Source organism: Mesorhizobium sp. M0500 (assembly GCF_040321165.1).
Classification (GTDB): Bacteria; Pseudomonadota; Alphaproteobacteria; order Rhizobiales; family Rhizobiaceae; genus Mesorhizobium.
This window is the reverse complement of sequence record NZ_JAMYRB010000001.1, coordinates 82,717-101,602: the sequence shown is the minus strand read 5'-3', so window position 1 is coordinate 101,602 and position 18,886 is coordinate 82,717. Positions and strand designations below refer to the sequence as shown.

At 60.8% G+C, this 18,886-nt stretch carries 18 protein-coding genes and 3 pseudogenes; 11 read left to right on the top strand and 10 right to left on the bottom strand.

Annotation, left to right across the window (positions count from 1 at the left end):
- Positions 1-39: 39 nt before the first annotated feature.
- The 5 genes from NKI70_RS00490 to NKI70_RS00470 all read right to left on the bottom strand — a co-directional run bounded on the left by NKI70_RS00490 (position 40) and on the right by NKI70_RS00470 (position 5,244).
- Complete coding sequence (locus NKI70_RS00490; protein ID WP_023676187.1) at positions 40-1,041, bottom strand: ABC transporter substrate-binding protein; 1,002 nt, start codon at positions 1,039-1,041, stop codon at positions 40-42.
- A gap of 225 nt (positions 1,042-1,266) precedes the next feature.
- The gene (hutC, locus tag NKI70_RS00485) at positions 1,267-1,998 is read right to left on the bottom strand and encodes a histidine utilization transcriptional repressor HutC (RefSeq protein ID WP_023676188.1); all 732 of its coding nucleotides are present in this window, start codon (positions 1,996-1,998) and stop codon (positions 1,267-1,269) included.
- A 31-nt stretch (positions 1,999-2,029) separates the two neighbouring features.
- Complete coding sequence (locus NKI70_RS00480; RefSeq protein ID WP_352698013.1) at positions 2,030-3,052, bottom strand: zinc-dependent alcohol dehydrogenase; 1,023 nt, start codon at positions 3,050-3,052, stop codon at positions 2,030-2,032.
- A 15-nt stretch (positions 3,053-3,067) separates the two neighbouring features.
- Positions 3,068-4,390, bottom strand: coding sequence for a histidinol dehydrogenase (hisD, locus tag NKI70_RS00475; RefSeq protein WP_023676190.1), 1,323 nt, complete (start codon positions 4,388-4,390; stop codon positions 3,068-3,070).
- 80 nt (positions 4,391-4,470) lie between these two features.
- Positions 4,471-5,244: an SDR family NAD(P)-dependent oxidoreductase gene (locus NKI70_RS00470; protein ID WP_352451001.1), complete on the bottom strand. Its 774-nt coding sequence runs from the start codon at positions 5,242-5,244 to the stop codon at positions 4,471-4,473.
- A 193-nt stretch (positions 5,245-5,437) separates the two neighbouring features.
- On the opposite strand from NKI70_RS00470, the gene NKI70_RS00465 reads away from it, so the two are divergent.
- The 3 genes from NKI70_RS00465 to NKI70_RS00455 all read left to right on the top strand — a co-directional run bounded on the left by NKI70_RS00465 (position 5,438) and on the right by NKI70_RS00455 (position 9,103).
- Entirely contained in the window at positions 5,438-7,504 is a 2,067-nt protein-coding gene (locus NKI70_RS00465) for a N,N-dimethylformamidase beta subunit family domain-containing protein (RefSeq protein WP_352698015.1), read from the top strand.
- A 315-nt stretch (positions 7,505-7,819) separates the two neighbouring features.
- Positions 7,820-8,455 carry a dihydrofolate reductase family protein gene (locus NKI70_RS00460; protein WP_352723966.1) on the top strand — a complete coding sequence of 212 codons (636 nt, stop codon included), beginning with the start codon at positions 7,820-7,822 and terminating at the stop codon, positions 8,453-8,455.
- 102 nt (positions 8,456-8,557) lie between these two features.
- The gene (locus NKI70_RS00455; protein ID WP_352698019.1) at positions 8,558-9,103 is read left to right on the top strand and encodes a dihydrofolate reductase family protein; all 546 of its coding nucleotides are present in this window, start codon (positions 8,558-8,560) and stop codon (positions 9,101-9,103) included.
- Positions 9,104-9,149: 46 nt separating this feature from the next.
- Here NKI70_RS00455 and NKI70_RS00450 read toward each other — a convergent pair.
- The 3 genes and pseudogenes from NKI70_RS00450 to NKI70_RS00440 all read right to left on the bottom strand — a co-directional run.
- Positions 9,150-9,317: pseudogene (locus NKI70_RS00450) on the bottom strand (GMP synthase (glutamine-hydrolyzing)); the annotation flags it as partial.
- A gap of 108 nt (positions 9,318-9,425) precedes the next feature.
- The gene (locus tag NKI70_RS00445) at positions 9,426-10,013 is read right to left on the bottom strand and encodes an NAD(P)H-dependent oxidoreductase (RefSeq protein ID WP_352451024.1); all 588 of its coding nucleotides are present in this window, start codon (positions 10,011-10,013) and stop codon (positions 9,426-9,428) included.
- 206 nt (positions 10,014-10,219) lie between these two features.
- On the bottom strand, positions 10,220-11,116 hold the full coding sequence (locus NKI70_RS00440; RefSeq protein WP_352698023.1) for a LysR family transcriptional regulator: 897 nt from the start codon (positions 11,114-11,116) through the stop codon (positions 10,220-10,222).
- Positions 11,117-11,384: 268 nt separating this feature from the next.
- On the opposite strand from NKI70_RS00440, the gene NKI70_RS00435 reads away from it, so the two are divergent.
- From NKI70_RS00435 to NKI70_RS00415, 5 genes and pseudogenes are all read left to right on the top strand, one after another.
- A complete protein-coding gene (locus tag NKI70_RS00435) occupies positions 11,385-12,119 on the top strand; it encodes an SDR family NAD(P)-dependent oxidoreductase (protein WP_023676197.1) in 735 nt (244 codons plus the stop codon).
- Between the two features lie 151 nt (positions 12,120-12,270).
- Complete coding sequence (locus tag NKI70_RS00430) at positions 12,271-12,870, top strand: NADPH-dependent F420 reductase (RefSeq protein ID WP_352698025.1); 600 nt, start codon at positions 12,271-12,273, stop codon at positions 12,868-12,870.
- A gap of 3 nt (positions 12,871-12,873) precedes the next feature.
- Complete coding sequence (locus NKI70_RS00425) at positions 12,874-13,380, top strand: SRPBCC domain-containing protein (protein WP_352698027.1); 507 nt, start codon at positions 12,874-12,876, stop codon at positions 13,378-13,380.
- Positions 13,381-13,414: 34 nt separating this feature from the next.
- The gene (locus NKI70_RS00420; RefSeq protein ID WP_352569204.1) at positions 13,415-14,227 is read left to right on the top strand and encodes an SDR family NAD(P)-dependent oxidoreductase; all 813 of its coding nucleotides are present in this window, start codon (positions 13,415-13,417) and stop codon (positions 14,225-14,227) included.
- Positions 14,228-14,230: 3 nt separating this feature from the next.
- Positions 14,231-14,343, top strand: a pseudogene (locus tag NKI70_RS00415) (alpha/beta fold hydrolase); the annotation flags it as partial.
- A gap of 1,051 nt (positions 14,344-15,394) precedes the next feature.
- Here the strand turns inward: NKI70_RS00415 and NKI70_RS00410 are convergent.
- Complete coding sequence (locus NKI70_RS00410; protein WP_023676203.1) at positions 15,395-16,288, bottom strand: NAD(P)/FAD-dependent oxidoreductase; 894 nt, start codon at positions 16,286-16,288, stop codon at positions 15,395-15,397.
- On the opposite strand from NKI70_RS00410, the gene NKI70_RS00405 reads away from it, so the two are divergent.
- The 3 genes and pseudogenes from NKI70_RS00405 to NKI70_RS00395 all read left to right on the top strand — a co-directional run.
- Positions 16,287-16,475, top strand: a complete 189-nt coding sequence (locus NKI70_RS00405) for a hypothetical protein (protein WP_023676204.1) — start codon at positions 16,287-16,289, stop codon at positions 16,473-16,475. The genes NKI70_RS00410 and NKI70_RS00405 overlap by 2 nt on opposite strands.
- Positions 16,476-16,576: 101 nt before the next feature.
- Complete coding sequence (locus tag NKI70_RS00400) at positions 16,577-17,224, top strand: TetR/AcrR family transcriptional regulator (RefSeq protein ID WP_352698029.1); 648 nt, start codon at positions 16,577-16,579, stop codon at positions 17,222-17,224.
- Positions 17,220-17,447 (top strand): annotated as a pseudogene (locus tag NKI70_RS00395) (hypothetical protein); the annotation flags it as partial. The gene NKI70_RS00400 and the pseudogene NKI70_RS00395, both read left to right, overlap by 5 nt.
- 726 nt (positions 17,448-18,173) lie before the next feature.
- Here the strand turns inward: NKI70_RS00395 and NKI70_RS00390 are convergent.
- Complete coding sequence (locus NKI70_RS00390; protein ID WP_023676206.1) at positions 18,174-18,830, bottom strand: TetR/AcrR family transcriptional regulator; 657 nt, start codon at positions 18,828-18,830, stop codon at positions 18,174-18,176.
- Positions 18,831-18,886 lie beyond the last annotated feature (56 nt).

The window sequence follows — 18,886 nt, the reverse complement described above, 5'->3', positions numbered from 1 at the left end:
TGCTCGGACATTTGCGTCACCACCGCGAGCCGGCCCTCGTCATTTCGCGGCCTTGACGAATGACGGGTCGATCATCTGCTCCGGCGTCACGTCCGCCTGAAGCAGCCCGGCGTTCTTGGCGGCTGCCTCGACATCGGCGAATGTCTTGGTGGAAAATTCGCCCGTCAGCGCATCCTTGTTTTCGGCGAGAGTATAGTAACGCACGCCATCAAAGGCGGTGTTGAGGTCTTCGACGCTCGAACCGACTGCCTTGGAGATGATCGCCCGGCCGTCGGGCGTGTCGGCATTGTAAGCCTTCAGGGCCGCATCCCAGGTCTTGATCATGGCAAGCACCTGGCCGGGACGCGACTTGATCACCTCATCGCGCACCACGAACACGTCACTGATCAGGCCGGGATCTTCGCCTGCGGTGAAGAGCAGCTTGACGTCCTTGTTCTGTGCCCTGGCCGCGGTGAGATAAGGCTCATAGGTAACCGCGACCGGGACCTGGCCGGCGATCAACGCGCTGCCGGCATCCGCCGCCGGCATTGGAACCGGCTGGACATCGGCGATGGACATGCCATTCTTGGCGAGCGCGTATTTGAGCAGGATGTCGCTCGTCGTGCCTTCCTCAAAAGCGACCTGTTTGCCCTTGAGGTCGGCGACGGAGGCGATGTCCTTGCCGGCGATCATGGCGTCCGCCGTCATGCTGACGTCGAGCAGAAGCACGATCTTCACCGGCAGGCCGGCCGCTACCATGCCCATAGCCGTGTGGGTCGCGATGTTGGCGGCATCGAGCTGGCCGCTCGCCAGGGCGGCGTTGATGTCCTTGTCCTCGGCGAAGTTCACGATCTGTACGTCGGACAGCCCGCTTGCCTTGAACAGACCCTTGGCTTCGGCGACGTGCCACTGGCCGTAGCCAAGCCATGGCTCGATGCCGATCTTGAATGTTCCTGCCTCAGGCGTCGCCGGAATTGTCGTGTCGGCCGCGTAGACCGCCGGGGCAAACCCGACGGCAGCAGCCATAACGAGTGCCCGAAATTGTCCTGCTAGGTTACGCATCATCTTGTTCCCCTTGATGATCAGGCCGCTTTTTTGAACCAAACATCCGGCCTGGTGAGAATGCGGGCTTCTGCTCTTGCGGCACCGTGCCTCGGCATCTTAGCTGTCCGTTCAACGAAATTGCGACGACACTTCAACGTCAGCAACAGCGGATGTCAAGGCTAAATACATACATGCATATACAAGTTAGCCCCCTCCTTCCGACTCTGATTCGCTTCACTGCGATCAGGTTTTTTTGGATGGAGAATATCGACTGCCAAGCGAGTAGCGGCTGCCAACGTAAGTCAGCTTGCTGATCGTGGCAACGACGGCGCCCGTCCATGTCCGGCGATGCAGAAACAGGCAGCAGCTGCCGACGTCGATGCCCAGATACCGCGCCGTCTCGGCATCGGCAGGGGTCGCCGAGATGATGTGCTCGACCTCCGTCACCGGGGTTTTCTGCATGAGATAGTCGTAGGTCGCTGTCCTGGAAAAATCCTGCTTGTCATAGTCGGGTATCAGGCCCGGGTTGACGAAGCGCTCTTCCAGTTGCACAGGCAGGTCGTTCTCGAAGTTAACGACGATGGAATGATAGACCGACACGCGCTTTGCAAACTCGAACGAAAGCGCGAGCTCCTTTGTCGGCATGATCTTTTCGAGCACGATAACCTCCGAGCGATGCCTGTTTCCCCGCGCGACAATTTCCGCCGCGATGTTGTTGATCTCGATCAGTGCGGATTGCGGTCGAGGTGGCGCGATGAATGTGCCGACGCCCTGGAGCCGGATCAGAAAACCCGCAGAGGTCAACTCCCGCAAGGCACGATGGACCGTCATCCGAGACACGCCGAGTGTCGCCACGAATTCATTTTCGGACGGCAGCTTGCGGTCCTTGCTCCATCGCCCCGTTCCGATGTTCGTCAGGATGTAGTCCTTGACCTTCTCGTAAAGAGGGCTGGCGGTGTCGGGCAAAGTTATCATTTCAAAAATCCTCTCCGGCAAGGTTCGGAAATCACACGCGCCCGGCAGACCGCATCCGGATGATTGTTTTCAAGCCGTCGCCCTGCCCCGCCAACAGCCGCTCATAGGCTGCGGGAACATCATCCAGGCAGATCTCGCGGTCGATCAGTTCGACCATGGGCTCGGTCAATTCGCCGAGCATCCGAATGGCGTCGGGAAGCTCATCGGCAAAGGCGTGGCATCCCAGCAATGCTATTTCGCGTTCAACCAGGATGTTGGGATCGATATCGAGGCGGCCATGGAATATGCCGACCATCGCAACGGTGCCGCCGGCATCGAGAACGCCGAGCAACTGGCCGAGTGCTGCGACGCTGCCGGTTGCTTCGACGGCAGCGAGCAAGGGGGCATCCGCGGTGGCGGCGGCAATGGCGTCCCGGTTCAAATCGACGATGCTGGCGCCGGTCACACGCGCCACGCGGGCGCAGCGGCCAGGGTTGCGATCGGCGACGAGCACGGTACCTGCGAATGTCCGGGAAAGCAGCAGTGCGGCAAGCCCGCCGATAGTCCCGCAGCCGACGACAAGAACGGAGCCGGCCGTTTTCGGCAGACGCCGCACTGCGTGCAACGCTACAGCCAGCGGCTCGGCCATCGCCGCGACCCGTTCGTCAAGCACGGCATCGACGATGTGCAGCAGGCGCGCGGGCAGGACCGCCTGTTCGGCAAATCCGCCGTCGCATATCTCGCCGACAAAGCCCAGCGACGTGCAAAGATGCCGCCTGCCTGCATGGCATTGCGCGCATTCTCCACACCAGAAACGGGAATCGGCGACCACGCGGTCGCCAACACCGACGGTGTCCACGCCCTCGCCGATGGCGATCACCGTGCCTGTCAGCTCATGGCCAGCCGTCGAAGGCGACCGGCTTATCCATTGGCCCGTGCGGAAGTTGTGGAGATCGGAACCGCAAATGCCTGCGGCATCGACCCTCAGCTTCACCCAGCCTGGCTCGGGAGCGCCTGGCGCGGCGATATCCTCGACGCGCAAGTCGCCGGGTCCATAGAGTCGCGCCGCCCTCATCGTCATCGTTTCCGCTCAGCCGGCGAGATAGCGATCGCGGATCTCCGAAACCGCGTTCTCATGCGAGCTGAATCCTTCGTAGCGGGCGAGCCTGCGGGCATGCAGGGCGAGTTCCGGATAGGCCGCCGAGGTCACATAGCCGACCGACGATCTCTTGACGAAATCCGTCACGGAAAGCGGTCCAAAGGTTCGCGCCCACCGGCTGGTCGGCAGCACCGCATTGGGTCCCAGGACGAAGTTGGCGAGGGTCACCGGCGTATGCGGACCCATGAGGATCTCGGCAGCTTCCGTGATACGTCCGAGATGCGCAAATGGCTCCGTTGACAGAATCTCGAGGTGCTCCGGCGCATAGTCGTTGATGAAGCGGTAGCTGTCCTCCAGCGACTCGGTCAGCACGATGCCGCCGCGCTTCCCAGTCAGCACCGCGCGTGAGAACTCCACACGCTGTTCGCTCATCCGGGACCAGTGTTCCGGTATCGCAATCAACGCGGCTTCGGCGACCTTGCGGCTGTGCGTCACCAGGTAGGCCGAGGAATCCGGCCCGTGCTCGGCCTCGATCAACAGGTCAAGAGCAGCCAGGCCGCCGTCGACGCTGTGATCGGCAAAAATGATCGCTTCGGACGGACCAGCAGGGAGGCCTGTGTTGATGATCGGGGACAACACGCTCTTTGCCGCCACCACCCACGGGCTCCCCGGCCCGACGATCTTGACGGCAGGCTTCACGGTCTCGGTTCCATAGGCGACGGCGGCGACCGCATGGGCGCCGCCGCACTTGTACACGGTCTCCACGCCGGCGAGGCGGGCAGCAACCAGCGTCGCGGCGTCGACGGAACCATCCGAAGTCGCAGGCGTCACGATCGCGATCTGGGGAACCCCGGCAATCACCGCCGGAACCGAGGTCATCATCGTCACCGAGGGAAAGGCGCCTTTGCCGCGCGGAACATAAAGCGCAACGGAAGCAATCGGTGTGTATCGGTCGCCCGCATAGGCGCCTGGCCGAACTTCCTTGAGCCACATCGTTTCCGGGCGCTGCTCCTCGTGGAAATGCATTATGTTCTCGATGCCGAACCGGATACTCTCCACGACATCCTTCTCGACCTTGTCGAATGCCGCGTCGAACTCCGCTTCCGAAACTTTCAGTCCACCGTCGGCAACATCGGCTTTGTCGAGTTCGCGTGCAAACCGGAGCAATGCCGCGTCACCTTCATCCTTGACGGCCTGGATGATTGGACGGACCTTTTCGATGAAGGAAGACAGATCTCCTTCGGCGCGTTTCAGTAAACTGGCCCGCTGATCGACACTGAGGGATGACAGGCGGTGGAAGCTGACGTCAGACATGGCGGCTCCTTTTCTTAGAACGCAATTACGATTAGCGCTTGTCGATCACTTCTGGGACACGTCTCCGGCCCCTGAAGCCTTCAAATCGATGCGAGAAAGCCTCCATCCACGGGAATGGACTGGCCGGTTATGTAGGCTGCCGCATCCGAAGCGAGGAACACCGCGATTCCGTGCAGGTCCGAGAGATCACCAAAACGGCGCTGCGGAATCTTGGCGAGCATCGATTGCTGCCATGCCTCGTTGCTGTAGAACACGTCTGTCATCGCTGTCCTGAAATAGCCAGGCGCAATGGCGTTGACCCGGATCCCGAGATCGGCCCACTCCGCTGCAAGCGCCCGCGTCATGCCGAGGAGGCCTGATTTCGACGAGCCGTACGGCACCGCCGTGGGAACCCCAACCTCGGAGGTCAGCGAGCAGAGATTGATAATGACGCCGGGCCGTCCGGCGTCTCTCATCTGCCGCGCGGCGGCTTGGGCGCAGAAGAAGGCGCCTTTGAGATTCGTATCGACAATCCGGTCCCACAAGGCCTCGTCGACATCGAGTGAAGGCCGGACCTCTTCCACCCCTGCATTGTTGACGAGAATATCGAGACCTCCGAGCAGGCTGCCGGCCTCGGCTGTCGCCGCCCGGCAGCGGTCGACATCGGTGACATCCAGGGCGATGGCATGCGCGACCCCGCCGGCGGTGCGGATGGCGGCCATCGTCTTCTCGAGCGAGGCCACGCTGCGCGCCGTGACCGCGACGTCGGCGCCGGCCGCGCTGAGCGCCTCGGCGATGCTGCGCCCGATGCCACGGCTTGCGCCGGTTACAAGCGCCTTCCTGCCTGACAGATCGAAGAGAGATGCGTTGCGCATGTCATCCTCCTTGGTAATGTCGCGCTTGGACCGATCGCGTCGAGACTATCCGAATGCAGCTTATCTATACAAGCATGTACATCATGGCTGTAGTGCGCCATGCGGAACTTTGCTTGTCAGAGCGGCAGCGCATTGGCCGACACCGGACCGGACGGTTCGCCCCAGCCCATCTGGAGTTCATCGGGAGGGATAGATGAAGCGCGCAGTAGACCACGACGCGATGAGCGTGGTTGGCTATACCACCCCCTGGAGTGCCAAAGCAGGCCAGCGGATCAAGCTCAGCCTGTCATGCGATCGGCCGATAAAGGCCACACGAATTTGCCGGCTCGACAAGCCGGCTCCGGAATTTCTCGCCTGGCCCATCGAAACGGTAGGTGAAGCACGGCGTCGGCATTTCGACCAAGGGTCGTTCCTGTTCGTGCGAGCCGGCGAACTGGCCAAAGTACAAGCCGTCCACGGCATACGTTTTGAGCTGTTCCTCACGCGCAACGAAGGTGCGCGCACGATCCTGGAGGCAGGCGCCCTCGGGCTGCGCCTCCGCGACGGCGCATTTGTCGTGGAAATCGGCGGCGAAACCCCTGTCGAGAAGAAGGCGCCAACTGGTGTGTGGCTCACTGTCGAGTTGGACCTGCGGCAGGAGCAGTTGCGCCTGCGCATCAAATCCCATGACCGTCTCGCGCCTTACGAACTCCACGAAGGTTTTGCCAGCCCTGAGCGGACCCTCCAGGCGCACGACATCCATTTCGGCGCAAGTGCCACCAACCACGAACCTACCCTCAACGCGAAATTTGCTGCGATCCGGCTCGACACCCCACAGGGGACCATTGCCTGGGATTTCCCGACGCTGTTACCAACGCAGCCGATCCTGTCGTCGGGCGGAGCAGATCCGTTGCTCCTCGACGTGATCAATCAGCCAGCCTTCTGCGTGACTTCGGCACGCTGGGACGGATCGAGCTTCGAGCCTCGCTTGGTGCCGTCGCACTACGACGCTATCCATTGCCACGACGACGACATCGGCCCGCTTGAGTGGCCGGTCTCGCACCGCGCGACGATCCCCGAAAACGCACACCCAGGCGTCTACGCGTTCCAGGTCGAATGGGAGGGTGGCTACGAACGCGTGGTGTTCTTCGTCACCTCTTCACAGGTTTCGTCGCCGCTGTTGTATCTCGTGCCGACGGCCACCTATCTCGCTTATGCGGACGAATATCTCCCGGATCATCTTTATGAATGGAAAGGCGACGACCGGGGACATCGCTTCGCGATCTCCAACAATCTGAAATCCCTTTACGACTACCATTCCGACCTTAGCGGTGTTTCCATCTGCTCCTACAAAAAGCCGAAAGTGACGCTCAGGGACGATTACGATTATCCGCTCTGCGGCTGCCCACACAATTTGCCGGTCGATCTGCACTTCCTCCGATTCTGCCACGACAATGGAATCGTGTTTGACGTCATGACCGATCACGATTTGCACGAATGCGGCATAGACGGTTTGCGTCGACATCAAGCCGTCGTCACCGGCAGTCATCCCGAATATATGTCGATCGAGATGGAGCAGGCGCTGCGGCAGTTTGTGGCCGAAGGCGGCAGCATCGCCTATCTCGGCGGAAACGGCTTTGCTGCCACTGTGGCTTTCAAGGACGATCTGATGGAGTTGCGGCGCTCGCCGCTGGAGGCCGGCCGAACCTGGGACGGCCCGGTCGCCGAACAGGCGCTGTCGATCACCAACGAACCAGGCGGCTATCTCCGTTGCCGCGGCCGAGGCGAATTCACGCTGATCGGTGGCGCGATCTCACTGATGGGTTTCGATGGCGCACGCCCCTTCACGCGCACTGAGGAAAGCCATGAAGCAGGATGCGCATGGCTGTTCGAAGGCGTTGAAAATGCGACCTTCGGCACCGACGGCATCGTGCTGGGCGGTGCCGCGGGCTACGAAGTGGATGCGACGGATCCAGCCCTCGGCACTTCCGCTGACACCGTCGTGATCGCGCGGGCGACGGGATTTCCCGACAGCTTCTTCCAGGATCCGACGCGCTGGTATGAGGGCGGGGATAGGCAACGCATCGCCCGCCGCTGCGCCGAAATGACCCTGCGAAAGCTCGCAGCAGGCGGCTTGATCTTTTCCGCAAGCTCGGTTGCCTGGTGCGGCGCGCTGCCGGCCGCAGGCGCCATGAACGACGTCGGCAGGATCACGCTCAATCTGCTTACCCGCCTCGGCGCCACGGAAGGAGAACCCGGCCGAGAAAAATCGACAAGCTGATTGACGCCGTTACGGAAAGGCCCGTATCCGGTTTTGGGAATCAAATCAGTCGGCGTGCACCGGCTTCGTCTCACATGCCTCTCGCCACCTGGCGGACGGCAGTTGCCTCAGCCGCAACCTTCAGGTGCGCTGCTTTGACAAACGGCGCTGAACCAGAATTTGGCGCGGCATCAACGACACCCTCGCCGACTAGGCAAGGAAGCTCGGTATCCCTTCCTCGGCGGCACGCAAGCGTTGTCCGACTATCCCGCAACGAATTGTCGGAACTGACCGATCTGGCCCGTCCTTGGGTCTCACCAGCGCAAGGAAGAAGCGATGAGAGACCTGATCTTGAAGATGTCCATATCGATCGACGGCTTCGTGAGTGACCTGGATGGCCGAAACACATGGATGTTCGGCGCCGATCAAGAGGGGAAGGCCTGGGGCGTAGAGTTCATATGGAACTCGAGCCTGCACATCATGGGCAGCCGCAGCTTCCGTGACATGGCCGCCTGGTGGCCGACCTCCTGCGAGCAGTTCGCGGCGCCGATGAACCAGATCCCCAAGGCCGTCTTCTCACGACGGGGACCGGAGATCCTGAGGGAGGTGAGCAAGTCGGCGGCGCTCGATGAGGCTCGCGCCGTCAACGCGGGAACCGGACAGCCGGCGAAGTTGCAGCCCGGTGGTGAAAGTTGGGCGGAGGCCTATGTGGCGAGCGGTGACTTGGCGGAGGAAGTCGCGAAGTTGAAAGCCCAAGAGGGCAAGCCGATCATCGCCCACGGCGGAGTGAGCTTCGCCCGCAGTCTCGTCGCCCAAGGACTGGTCGACCAGCTCGCCCTGATGGTGGCCCCCGTGGCGCTGGGCAAAGGCCTGCCGCTGTTCTCCGAACTCGCCGCGCCGATGTCTCTCAAGCTGGTGAGCTCGAAAGCCTTCCCGGGGGGCGCGGTGGCGCAGATTTACCGGCCAACGTGAACACGTCAGAGAATGTGTGCAGCCAACGAACCGACGAAGTGAGGGCGAGGTATAAATGAATGCGATCCCTTCGGATCGTCGTCGATCGATAGGAGCCCGTGCATGGCGAAGCTTGTGTTCGGAATGATGCAGTCGCTCGACGGCTATGTCGCTGGCGCCGAGGGCGGGCCCGGGCTGCCGATGCCGGGCGAGGCGCTCCATCGCCACTTCAACGCCCATGTGCGCGGGATCGCCGGCAGCCTCTACGGCCGGCGCATGTACGAGGTAATGCGCTATTGGGACGAGGATCAGCCGGGACAGGACCAGGTCGGGCGCGACTTTGCGGCGGCCTGGCGGGCGCAGCCGAAATGGGTCGTCTCTCGCACCCTGAAGTCGGTCGGGCCGAACGCCACGCTGGTGGACGACGATCTCAAAGGGTTCGTTAGGGCGCTTAAAGCCGCACACGAGGGCGAGATCGAAGTGGCCGGACCGGAGCTGGCGGGTAGTCTGACCGAGCTGGGCCTTATCGATGAGTACCGGCTCTACTTGCGTCCCATCGTGCTTGGTCGCGGCAAGCCATTCTTCGCCGGCCCCCGGCCACCGCTGCGTCTCGTGGCCAGCGACCGGGTTGGCGAGGACGCGATCAGAGTGACGTACGTTCCCGCCTGATCACAACCCACCCGACACCCTAACGTCCGTCGGACCGAATTTGAGCTCATTCCCACTCGATGGTGCCTGGCGGTTTGCTCGTCACGTCATAGTCGACGCGGTTGATGCCGCGCACCTCGTTAATGATGCCGGTGGCGGCGGCGCCCAGGAATGCCATGTCGTGACGGTAGATATCCGCGGTGCTGCCATCTACCGATGGTGACGCTTTCGGCGCGTATGCGCGTACATACCGATAAGGGCAGCGGTCACGAGCCGCGCTGTCCCCACGGGCATTGCTCTACCTGCGCCCTTCAAAGAAAAGGAGCATTGTGACGGGGCTTAGCTATAGATGCTGTAGCATTGATCTAATGCGATTTATCGCAGCATCGACACCTTGCCTAGGCAGACTTTCAACCTTGTAAAATGAAAGGAACGTAAGCGAGGCTTGAGGAGCACAGGTATTCAGAATAGCTGTCTTGAGAACACGCCGCACTGGCCGCCTGAGGATCAGCCAATCGACCCACCAAGGTGAGCCCAAAGTGGTTATTGCAACCACCTTCCTTAACTGGCGAAGTCGCGGTTGTATGGCACCAAGATCGGCTGCGTGATCGTATGCAATACCAGGCACCCATACCCTGTCGAACCAGCCCTTCAATATAGCTGGAGGTCCGAACCACCACGTGGGAAAAATCAAGACGATAGTCTCGGCCCAGAGAAGATCCTCAATCTCTTTAGCTACCTCTGTAGTCTCGAATCCGGAATAGTAGCTCGCGCGCTCCGCCGGTGTAAGAGCCGGGAAGAAGCCAGATCGATACAGATCAACATGTCGGCACTGGTGCTTCGCATCCATCAGGGTGTCGATAGCTGCGTTCGAAAGCGTTTGGCAAAGGCTTGGATTGAGTGGATGAGCCGTGACAATCAAACATCGCATACCAATATTTGAATCCTCCCCAATTTGGTTGCGCTCCGCGTCATCATTCGTGCGGCGCGGTGCTCGGGCAAAGCTTCTCATACCAATCATGGATTTCGAAATAGCTGTACGCGCCACAGTCTTCAAAGAGCAATTGTTTTCGACGCCGAGAATGGCCCTTCTACAGCGGTACGCTCGAGACAGCGCCATCGGTGACCTGCCAGGCGTCAGTCGCGCGATATGGACAGCCCCGCGAGAAGCGGCGCGTACGCGGCGAGCCTGCGGGATACGAACTCCGTGAAGAGCCGCACGCGCTTCGTCTTGCGTGTCTCCCCCTGTGTGAGAAGCCAGAGCGTTCCGTACATGTGCAGGTCGGTGCCCGGCACCCTCACCAGTAGGGGGTCGGCATCTCCGACGAAGCACGGCAGTGTCGTCATCCCGAGCCCTTGCCGTACTGCAACGATCTGCGCCTCGCCGTCCGTGGTCCTGAAGGGAACCCCCGTGGTACGAACCTCACCCTCGCGGGCCCAGTTCGGGATGCCATGAATGCTTATGACGATCCACCGGATGGGATCAGGCGCACCCGCACGCCATGCGGCTAGTCGATCGCGAGACATGTAGACGCCGCCGAACAGCTCCGGTCCCTTCAGGCCGTGAAGATTGAGCGGCAGGGTTTTGCGGTCGTAGACGACGCGGATCGCGACGTCGGCCTCTCGGTTGGTCAGATTTGCCAGCTCGCCGGACGACAAGATTTCCATCTCGATGTCCGGATGCAGACGCGCGAAATCGGCGAAGTCCGGCATGAGCAGGTGTGTCGCGAGGGGCGGTGCCAGCGTCACCCGCAGAAGCCCGCGCACGCTTTGGTCGCGCCCGAAGACGCGCGTCTCCAGCAGGTGCGACGACACTTCCATCTGGTCCGCGAACTCGAGGACCTCCTCGCCCGCAGCCGTCAGGCGGTAGCCCGAAGGCAGCTTTTCGAACATCTGCACCCCGAGGCGTTCCTCGAGCTGGGCGACACGTCGCAGCACGGTCGAGTGGTTCACACCGAGGCGCTCGGCGGCGGCCCGCACCGAGCCTCCGCGCGCGACGGCAAGAAAGTAGCGAACGTCATCCCAGTCGATCATGGTGCAATCCGGCACCGCGCGGTGCGCCTTCCAAAGCCCGTATCTAACACATCGAACAGCAGTACGGGCGGTCATTATAGCCTATGTCGACGAGCGCGGCTCAATTCCGAACGGCGAACGCCGATCGTCGCGGCTGGCGTCAGTCGTCCAGCCGGATCAATTTCGCACCACCGATGTGCGCGCTTCCGCACTCAACAACTGACGCTGGCGGACCCATTTCGAGGTTCTCGGAGGCAGATGCCGTCCCGACACCACGAAAGGAGAAGTCATGGGAAAACTTGAGGGTAAGGTTGCAGTCATCACGGGTGGATCGAGCGGCATGGCGCTGGCGAGCGCCAAGCGGTTCGTTGAAGAAGGCGCCTATGTTTTCATCACGGGCCGGAGACAGGAGGCGCTGGACGAGGCCGTCAAGCTGATCGGCCGGAACGTGACCGGCGTGCGCGGCGACGCGGCCAATCTCGACGACCTCGACCGCCTGTTCGATACAGTCAAGCGGGAAAAGGGCAGGATCGACGTCCTGTACGCGAGCGCCGGCACGGGCGAAGCCGTCCCACTGGGCGAGATTACCGAGCAGCACTTCGATGCGGCCTTCGGCCTGAATACGCGCGGCACGCTGTTTACGGTTCAGAAGGCGTTGCCGCTGTTCAACGATGGCGGATCGATCTTCATGACCGGGTCAGTTGCTTCGGTGAAAGGTTTTCCTGGTTACAGCGTGTATGCGGCGAGCAAGGCGGCGCTGCACGCATTCGCACGCGGGTGGCTCAACGAACTCAAGGGCAGGAATATCCGGGTGAACGTGCTGCACCCGGGGCCGATCGCCACACCGATGCAGGACCAAGTTCTCACCGAGGAGGCGAAGCAGATGTTCGAATCCCTGATCCCGCGGGGAAAGATGGGGCGTCCTGAGGAAATTGCGACGGCCGCGCTGTTTCTTGCTTCCGACGATTCGAGCTTCGTGAATGGGGTGGAGTTGTCTGTCGATGGCGGCTTCTCGGCCATCTGAAATCGCGCCGGATCGCGGGAAGCGGCTGACCGGCGGGAACTAGCGTGTCCATGGTGGAACGACCACGCAAAGGTCGCCACACAGCGGAACGAATAACCCAGCGCCGTTGAAGGCCGGGGAAATCAATACGAACACCGATCGGAGAAGCATTATGAGCTACGCAATTGTAGGATTCGGTAAGATAGGCCAGGCCCTCGCCCACGCCTTCGCCCGTAAAAACATCGACGTGGCCGTCGCGAGCCGCCGGCCGCCCGAGGCGTTGGCGCCGCAGGCTCGGGCGATTGGACCCACGGTCGTCGCCAAGTCGCTGCGGGATGCACTTGAGGCCGACACAATTATCTTGGCGGTCCCGTTCGAGGAGCATCGCGAGGTTGCGAAAGCCCTGCCGAGTTGGAAAGGCAAGACGGTCATCGACGCGACGAACGTGTTTCCAGTGCCTGAAGAGCTGGACGGTCTCCCGTCCTCCGCCTTCGTCGCGAAGACGTTCACCGGCGCCAAATTCGTGAAAGGTTTCAATCACCTGGTTGCGGCAACCCTGGCTGCCGATCCGATCGTCGAGGGCGGGCACCGGGTCGTCTTTCTGTCGAGCGACGACGAGGACGCGATCGCTCCCGTGGCGGCCTTGGCCAAACAACTCGGGTTCGCACCCGTCAAGCTGGGAAAGCTCAACGAGGGTGGCGCGCTGGTGCACGCACGCGGCCGCACTTGGGGCCAGCTCATCTTCCAGGATTTGTTCAAGAAGGAGCAGTAATCGATGTACGACCATGTGACCTGGCCCCAGCGATATGATCCGAAAACGTCGGCCATCTACGCACTCAACGACATTGACGTGAAGGCGCCGCCTGAAGCGGTCTGGAAGCTGCTCGTCGAAGCCGAGAATTGGTCGAGCTACTTTCCCGCCGAGGATCAGGTCAAGATCCTGACGGGGGAGCCGGAACTGGCGCTCGGAACGCGATACAGCCGTGTGACGGTTGGATTTCCGATGAGTCTGGTCGTGACGGAATGCGAGCCCCTTCGCAGGCTCGCATGGGCGACGACAGTTGATGGCGACGAGACCGGCTCAAGCGCATACCATGGCTGGGTCATCACGCCTACGGACCATGGCTGCCATGTGCTGACCGAGGAAACGCAGCAGGGCCCCTTCTTCCTCGATGAGCTCGGGCGCAAACATCCCGGCGCACTCTACCGGTATCACCAAGACTGGGTCGAAAGCCTCGCCCACGCAGCGGAGGCGGAAACAGCGAAGACGACAGTGGATTGATTGCGCTTCCTATTTAATTTTGGAGATGAATGAGATGAATATCGAACTCAAAGGCCGCAAGGCCATTGTTACCGGATCCACCGCCGGTATCGGCCGCGCGACGGCGGAGGGGTTGGCGCGTGCCGGTGCATCGGTCGTCGTCAACGGCCGTGGAAACGCTCGGGTCGATGAGGCGGTGCGGCAGATGCGGCAGGCCTTCCCCGGCAGCGACATCTCGGGTATCGCCGCTGATCTTGCGACAGCGGAGGGGGCAAAGGCCTTGATCGCGCATGCGCCAGACGCCGATATCCTTGTGAACAACGTCGGTACAGCACACATCCGGAGCTACAACGGCGTCGAGGATATCGCAAATATCCCCGATGAGGACTGGCTTGACCTCTTCCAGTTGAACGTAATGAGTGGCGTGCGCGCGAGCCGTCATTACCTGCCGCGGATGGTGGCGAAAGGCTGGGGCCGCGTCGTGTTCATAAGTAGCGAATCCGCAGTCAACATCCCTAAGGAAATGCTCGACTATGGCATGACCAAGACCGCTCAACTCGCGGTCTCACGCGGGCTTGCCGAGGCGGTCGCGGGCACGGGCGTCACCGTCAACGCCGTCCTGCCGGGACCTACCCGCTCTGAGATCCTGGGCAACTTCATGGCGAAACAGGCTGACGCAAATGGAATCACGCAGCACGAAGCCGAGCAGGGCTTCCTGCAGGCGATGCGTCCGACGAGCCTCATCCACCGTTTCGCGACCACCGATGAGGTGGCCAACATGATCATCTACACATGCTCGGAGCAGGCTTCGGCGACCACCGGCGCGGCTTTGCGGGTGGATGGTGGCGTGGTCCGCTTCGTCGCGTAGCAGGACGACCAAATTGTTCCGTTCGCCAACTCGGGTCCGCTGTCGGCTAAGCTGCTGAAGCATGGCACGCTTAAGTCTACAGGGATCTGCCGCACGGCATGCGCACGATCCACGCATTGCGGGAGCACTCTGAAACTATGCGAGGCACGAGAACGTATTCAGCTACGGCGCCGTCCCCGCTGTGCTCGGCGGCCGTGCGCTCGTCTCGTTGGTCCCGCCCCGGGGCTTAGACCATGATACAAATCCACGGAACATGATGTCTATTGTCCGAGGAATTGGATCGGCGCTCCAATCCCAATCCAAAGCATGTGCTGTGAACGGCGCGGTGTATCGATCCCTTTGAGCATCTCTACACATAATCGAAGGTCTATCGCCGACCTGCAAAACGGCTGCTTGTTCTTGCAGAATCGCCCGCGAACTATCGCCTCCTATCGTTGACCAACAATTTCCGAATATATCCGACAGTACTCCAACCTACTCTACCGTACGCCCCCTACTCCCACTCGATTGTTCTAAATCTAGTTAGACCATTGATATAGCTAGGTTTTTTATTCGTTGCCGCGCAAGAAGCCGACCCATGGGCCGTCAAAACGTTACAGTCTTGATTTCAAAGGGAAAAATAGCACGAAAATTTTTTGTGCGGTTTCGGCATCTATCGAAGTCGATCGCCTTTCCGGACCCACTTTGGGCAACTCAGGTGGGTTTCACAGCGAACGAAGAAAGTACCGTCACTAACTTTCATAGCACAGCGCGCGCCACAACGCGACCCGCCGCGGCAGCGTCATCCAAGCGCCATCCCTCTCCGTTTGTAGGTGAACTGGATACCGCTGGCAGTGCAAACTGGACACTCCCGGCAGTATAAACTGGACACCTCAAGACCCACTCCCTCCGAGGGCGCGACAGCACGGTTCAAGGTGCAATGTCGCGCCCTCACTTGCTGAACTTCTTCCCGGGAGGGGGCCGGGGGAGGTTGAATAGCCTGTGGGTCTTTTGGGACCGTTTGCGGACCGGCCTGAGCCTAGGAATCGTTTTGCTCAACTGCCCCTTCGAGACGGCTGACCGGCCAAAGACGCCCCTCAGGGGAGAGGGGGCCCGCGTTCCGTGGCACCGGCCCGCAACCTTCAGAATATGATAGCCCGCGGCAACCGGAGAAGGGAATCTGTGCTCTCAAACCAGCATCGACTGCTGGGAGAAGATGCCCGCCATCGCGCCGTGCGATGATGCCGTGGTGACCGAGGCCATGAGGGGGTTGGCGAGGTCGCCGGCGGCGTAGATGCCGGGAATGCTAGTTTCGCGGCGCTCGTCCACCTTGAGGACGATGCCGAGGGACGTATCGACCGTGGCGAGGCCCAGTGATTCATGCAGGCTTGCGGACGGCTTGTTGCGCGGATGGGCGAACAGGATGTCGACCGCGACATTGCGGCCGGTATCGAGATTGACGGTGGCGATATGGCCCCCGTGATGGGCGATCTCGGTGATCCGGCCATCGACGACAGGTATGTTGCGGCGCGCCAGATCGGCCCGGATATCGGGTGGAATGTCGTGACCATCGGCGAAGAGCGTCAACGTGTCGGTCCAATCGTGGTACAGCCTGACATAAGTATGCGACTGCGGGCCGGACCAGACGAGGCCCCAATGCTGGCCGGCGACTTCAAAGCCGTCGCAATAGGGGCAGGGTACGATGGACGTGCCCCAGCTTTCGGCAAAGCCCGGAACATCAGGCATCTGGTCGGCGACGCCATAGCTCAGGATCAGGCGCCGCGCCCCAAGGCTTTCGCCATCGCCAATGAGGACGGAGAAATCGTCGATGGCGCCGGAGACGCTGTCGGCCCGGGCACTGACCAGCCTGATCGTGGGATAACGCGCCAGCTGCTGCCGCGCCTCGGCCAGGATGTCCAGCGGTGGCTTGTGATCGTGACCGAGCAGGCCATGCGAGTGGCCGGCGAAGCGATTGCGCGGCAGGCCGGTATCGAGAACGGTGACCTTGCGGCGGGCACGGCCGAGCTGCAGGGCGCCGGCGAGACCGGCAAAGCTGCCGCCGATGATGATGACGTCATCCATGGTGATAAGCTCCGTGTTGTGGATGGAGGGGGTTGGGCCGGGCCTGGCGCGAAATATCGTCCAGCGATACGCGCTCGAGACGGGCAGCGAGCAGGGCTTCGGCATCGACGAGAAAGTCGCCCATCACTGTGTTGACCGGCCGGACAATGCCGCATTCGATATCGCCGGGCGGCCCGGGGAAACTTGATTTGGAGGACAGGTTGAAACCTATCCATTGGCTTGCACATTTCAGATACTACATGGTATCGTAATGCAAGAATTAGGATACTGTCAAGTACTGGAATTGTCGTGACCGAAAACAGCCAGGGCCGGCGCGGCCGGCCCGCCAACGAGGCGCTTGGCCAAACGATAGTCGACGCCGCGTGCGAACTCTTTGTGGAATTGGGTTTTCAAGCGACGACATTAGACAAGGTCGCCCAGCGGGCGAAGATATCCAAGCTCAGCATCTATCGGCACTTCGAGAACAAGGAGGCGCTGTTCAGCGCGGCCATCGCGGCCCGCTGCCATCAGTTTGCACCACAGGCCCTTTTTGAAGGCGTCGACGGTTCGGCCGAAGATCAGCTCATGGCGGTGGGATCATCCTTGCTTCGCACGCTGTTGAGCTCGGACGTCCGCAGTGTCGAAGCCATGATCATGGCCGACAAGACGAATCAAAAGTCGTTAAGCAAGCTCCAATACGAAGCCGGCCCCGCCCATGTCATCGCCCAAATCGAGGCCCTGTTGCGTCAGTTGCACGCGAAGGCGGTTCTGAACGTGCCCGATCCTCTCCGGTCCGCCCGCTTGTTTGCCGCGCTTTTCAAAGGATCCGATCTCCTGATTATCGCACACTTCGATGAGGCGAGAGCAGAGGACGACAACGAAATCGAATCCTATTGCCGGTCGGCCGTCGCCATGTTCATCGCCGCGCACGGTGGCAACGACCACGCGGGCGGATAAGCATTTGATTGCTCCGGGCAGCTTGGCCGGGACCGTCGTCCAGGCGCTTCGTCATATTGGGCCGGCGCGCGCGGCCGAGCTTGCACAGATCGCGGCACCTCATCTTTCTCCCAACGATAAAAAGACGCTCGCATCTACCGCGGTCCAAGCTCCCGCCTGGATGCGGTCGACGCTTCTCTCCATCGCAGATCCGGCAGCAGTCGGGACAACATTTGATAGGTGATGCGACGGTGCCATCCGACGATATGCGATCGGGTCCGGAACATCGATCGGTACCGCAGCCAAAGCTGAAACTATGTATGTCGATAACTAAAGTACCGTCAGCGCGGAAATGTCATGCTACGGGTAATTTTCGTTATATATTTCAAAGCGTTGACACACAGAAAAGTACCGTCAAACCCTAAAAAGGAATGACGGTACTTTTTAGAATGCTCTGTCGGATACAAAAGCACCGTCAAAAGTACCGTCAGAGTGATCAGCTACAAGCTGCGAGCCGCGCCAGGCGCTCCGATAAACTTAACGATTTCAATGACTTGATAGGTTTGTCAATTCCATTGATAATGTGCCCTGGCTAGCAGTCTGCCCTGCCCGCAAATCATTGTATTTTCTGCGAAATTCTACGCTAGAGCCGCCTATCATCGCCGTTTCCCTCATTCCCACTCGATCGTTTTGAGCCATGGTAACGCGTTGACGCGGCAGCACAAACTTTTCTGCACGCCCTAAAGAACCGACTCTGCGATCCGTCAGAAATCTGCGCTCTTGATTTCAAAAGGGAATTTCGGCGATTCGGGATCGGCTCGGTTTCGGCGACTATCGACAACAATCGGTCGATTTTCGACAGCCGCGCCGCAACAAGCCGCGACCCACTGGGGACCAAAAAAGGACCGTCAAACACGGCCGAACGGTCCGCACGGTAGCGCCCGGCATTCGCTCGTCGCCGTGGCGTGCCTCACTTGCCGTATGACGCAAGGAACACCCGTACGCCGGCCGCGGCGTGCCGTCGAAGCTTCGCCGGTTTCGGAATCGACTCGTCACCCAACAGCATGGCCCTGTTCAATGGCTCGCCCATAATCAACCAATTGAACTGGGAAGCGGCGACGGCCGGATCATCGATCGCAAGCAGGCCGCGATCAGCCAAGCGCTCGAACAACACTGCCATCGCCGCAATTGCGCGCCCGGGTCCGCCATCGAAGAGCGCCTTTGCCAGTTCTGGGAAGCGGCCGACCTCGCCGATCACCAGACGGCGCAGCTGCATGACGCGCGGCGTGAGTACAGTGGTAAGCTGTCGGTACGCATAGCGCTGAAGATAATCGGCAATATCTTCGCCCTCGGCGAGTTCGGGCATTTTACTGTGGACCCTATCGCTGGCTCGATTGGTCACGCTGCTCACGATCTCCACGAACAGCATCTCCTTGTTCGGAAAATTCTTGTAGACGGTCTGTTTCGACACCGCCGCAAGCGCCGCGATCTCGTCCATATTGGTGGCCAGATAGCCCTTTTGCAGAAACACTTCTGTCGCCGCCTCGAGGATGGCCCGCCGCTTTTTCGCCGACCGGCCGTGCGGTTCGAGTTCTTCTGAAACACCTGCTGAACGCGTCGTGGTCATGCTCCTGGCGTGTCCGCTGCCGATTGACTCATGGTACTGGACCGTCTAGTTTGATT

Coding starts and splice junctions, on each gene's coding strand:
- NKI70_RS00490 (WP_023676187.1), bottom strand. CDS start 1,041: ATGCGTAACCTAGCAGGACAATTTCGGGCACTCGTTATGGCTGCTGCC.
- hutC (WP_023676188.1), bottom strand. CDS start 1,998: ATGATAACTTTGCCCGACACCGCCAGCCCTCTTTACGAGAAGGTCAAG.
- NKI70_RS00480 (WP_352698013.1), bottom strand. CDS start 3,052: ATGAGGGCGGCGCGACTCTATGGACCCGGCGACTTGCGCGTCGAGGAT.
- hisD (WP_023676190.1), bottom strand. CDS start 4,390: ATGTCTGACGTCAGCTTCCACCGCCTGTCATCCCTCAGTGTCGATCAG.
- NKI70_RS00470 (WP_352451001.1), bottom strand. CDS start 5,244: ATGCGCAACGCATCTCTCTTCGATCTGTCAGGCAGGAAGGCGCTTGTA.
- NKI70_RS00465 (WP_352698015.1), top strand. CDS start 5,438: ATGAAGCGCGCAGTAGACCACGACGCGATGAGCGTGGTTGGCTATACC.
- NKI70_RS00460 (WP_352723966.1), top strand. CDS start 7,820: ATGAGAGACCTGATCTTGAAGATGTCCATATCGATCGACGGCTTCGTG.
- NKI70_RS00455 (WP_352698019.1), top strand. CDS start 8,558: ATGGCGAAGCTTGTGTTCGGAATGATGCAGTCGCTCGACGGCTATGTC.
- NKI70_RS00445 (WP_352451024.1), bottom strand. CDS start 10,013: ATGCGATGTTTGATTGTCACGGCTCATCCACTCAATCCAAGCCTTTGC.
- NKI70_RS00440 (WP_352698023.1), bottom strand. CDS start 11,116: ATGATCGACTGGGATGACGTTCGCTACTTTCTTGCCGTCGCGCGCGGA.
- NKI70_RS00435 (WP_023676197.1), top strand. CDS start 11,385: ATGGGAAAACTTGAGGGTAAGGTTGCAGTCATCACGGGTGGATCGAGC.
- NKI70_RS00430 (WP_352698025.1), top strand. CDS start 12,271: ATGAGCTACGCAATTGTAGGATTCGGTAAGATAGGCCAGGCCCTCGCC.
- NKI70_RS00425 (WP_352698027.1), top strand. CDS start 12,874: ATGTACGACCATGTGACCTGGCCCCAGCGATATGATCCGAAAACGTCG.
- NKI70_RS00420 (WP_352569204.1), top strand. CDS start 13,415: ATGAATATCGAACTCAAAGGCCGCAAGGCCATTGTTACCGGATCCACC.
- NKI70_RS00405 (WP_023676204.1), top strand. CDS start 16,287: ATGGTGATAAGCTCCGTGTTGTGGATGGAGGGGGTTGGGCCGGGCCTG.
- NKI70_RS00410 (WP_023676203.1), bottom strand. CDS start 16,288: ATGGATGACGTCATCATCATCGGCGGCAGCTTTGCCGGTCTCGCCGGC.
- NKI70_RS00390 (WP_023676206.1), bottom strand. CDS start 18,830: ATGACCACGACGCGTTCAGCAGGTGTTTCAGAAGAACTCGAACCGCAC.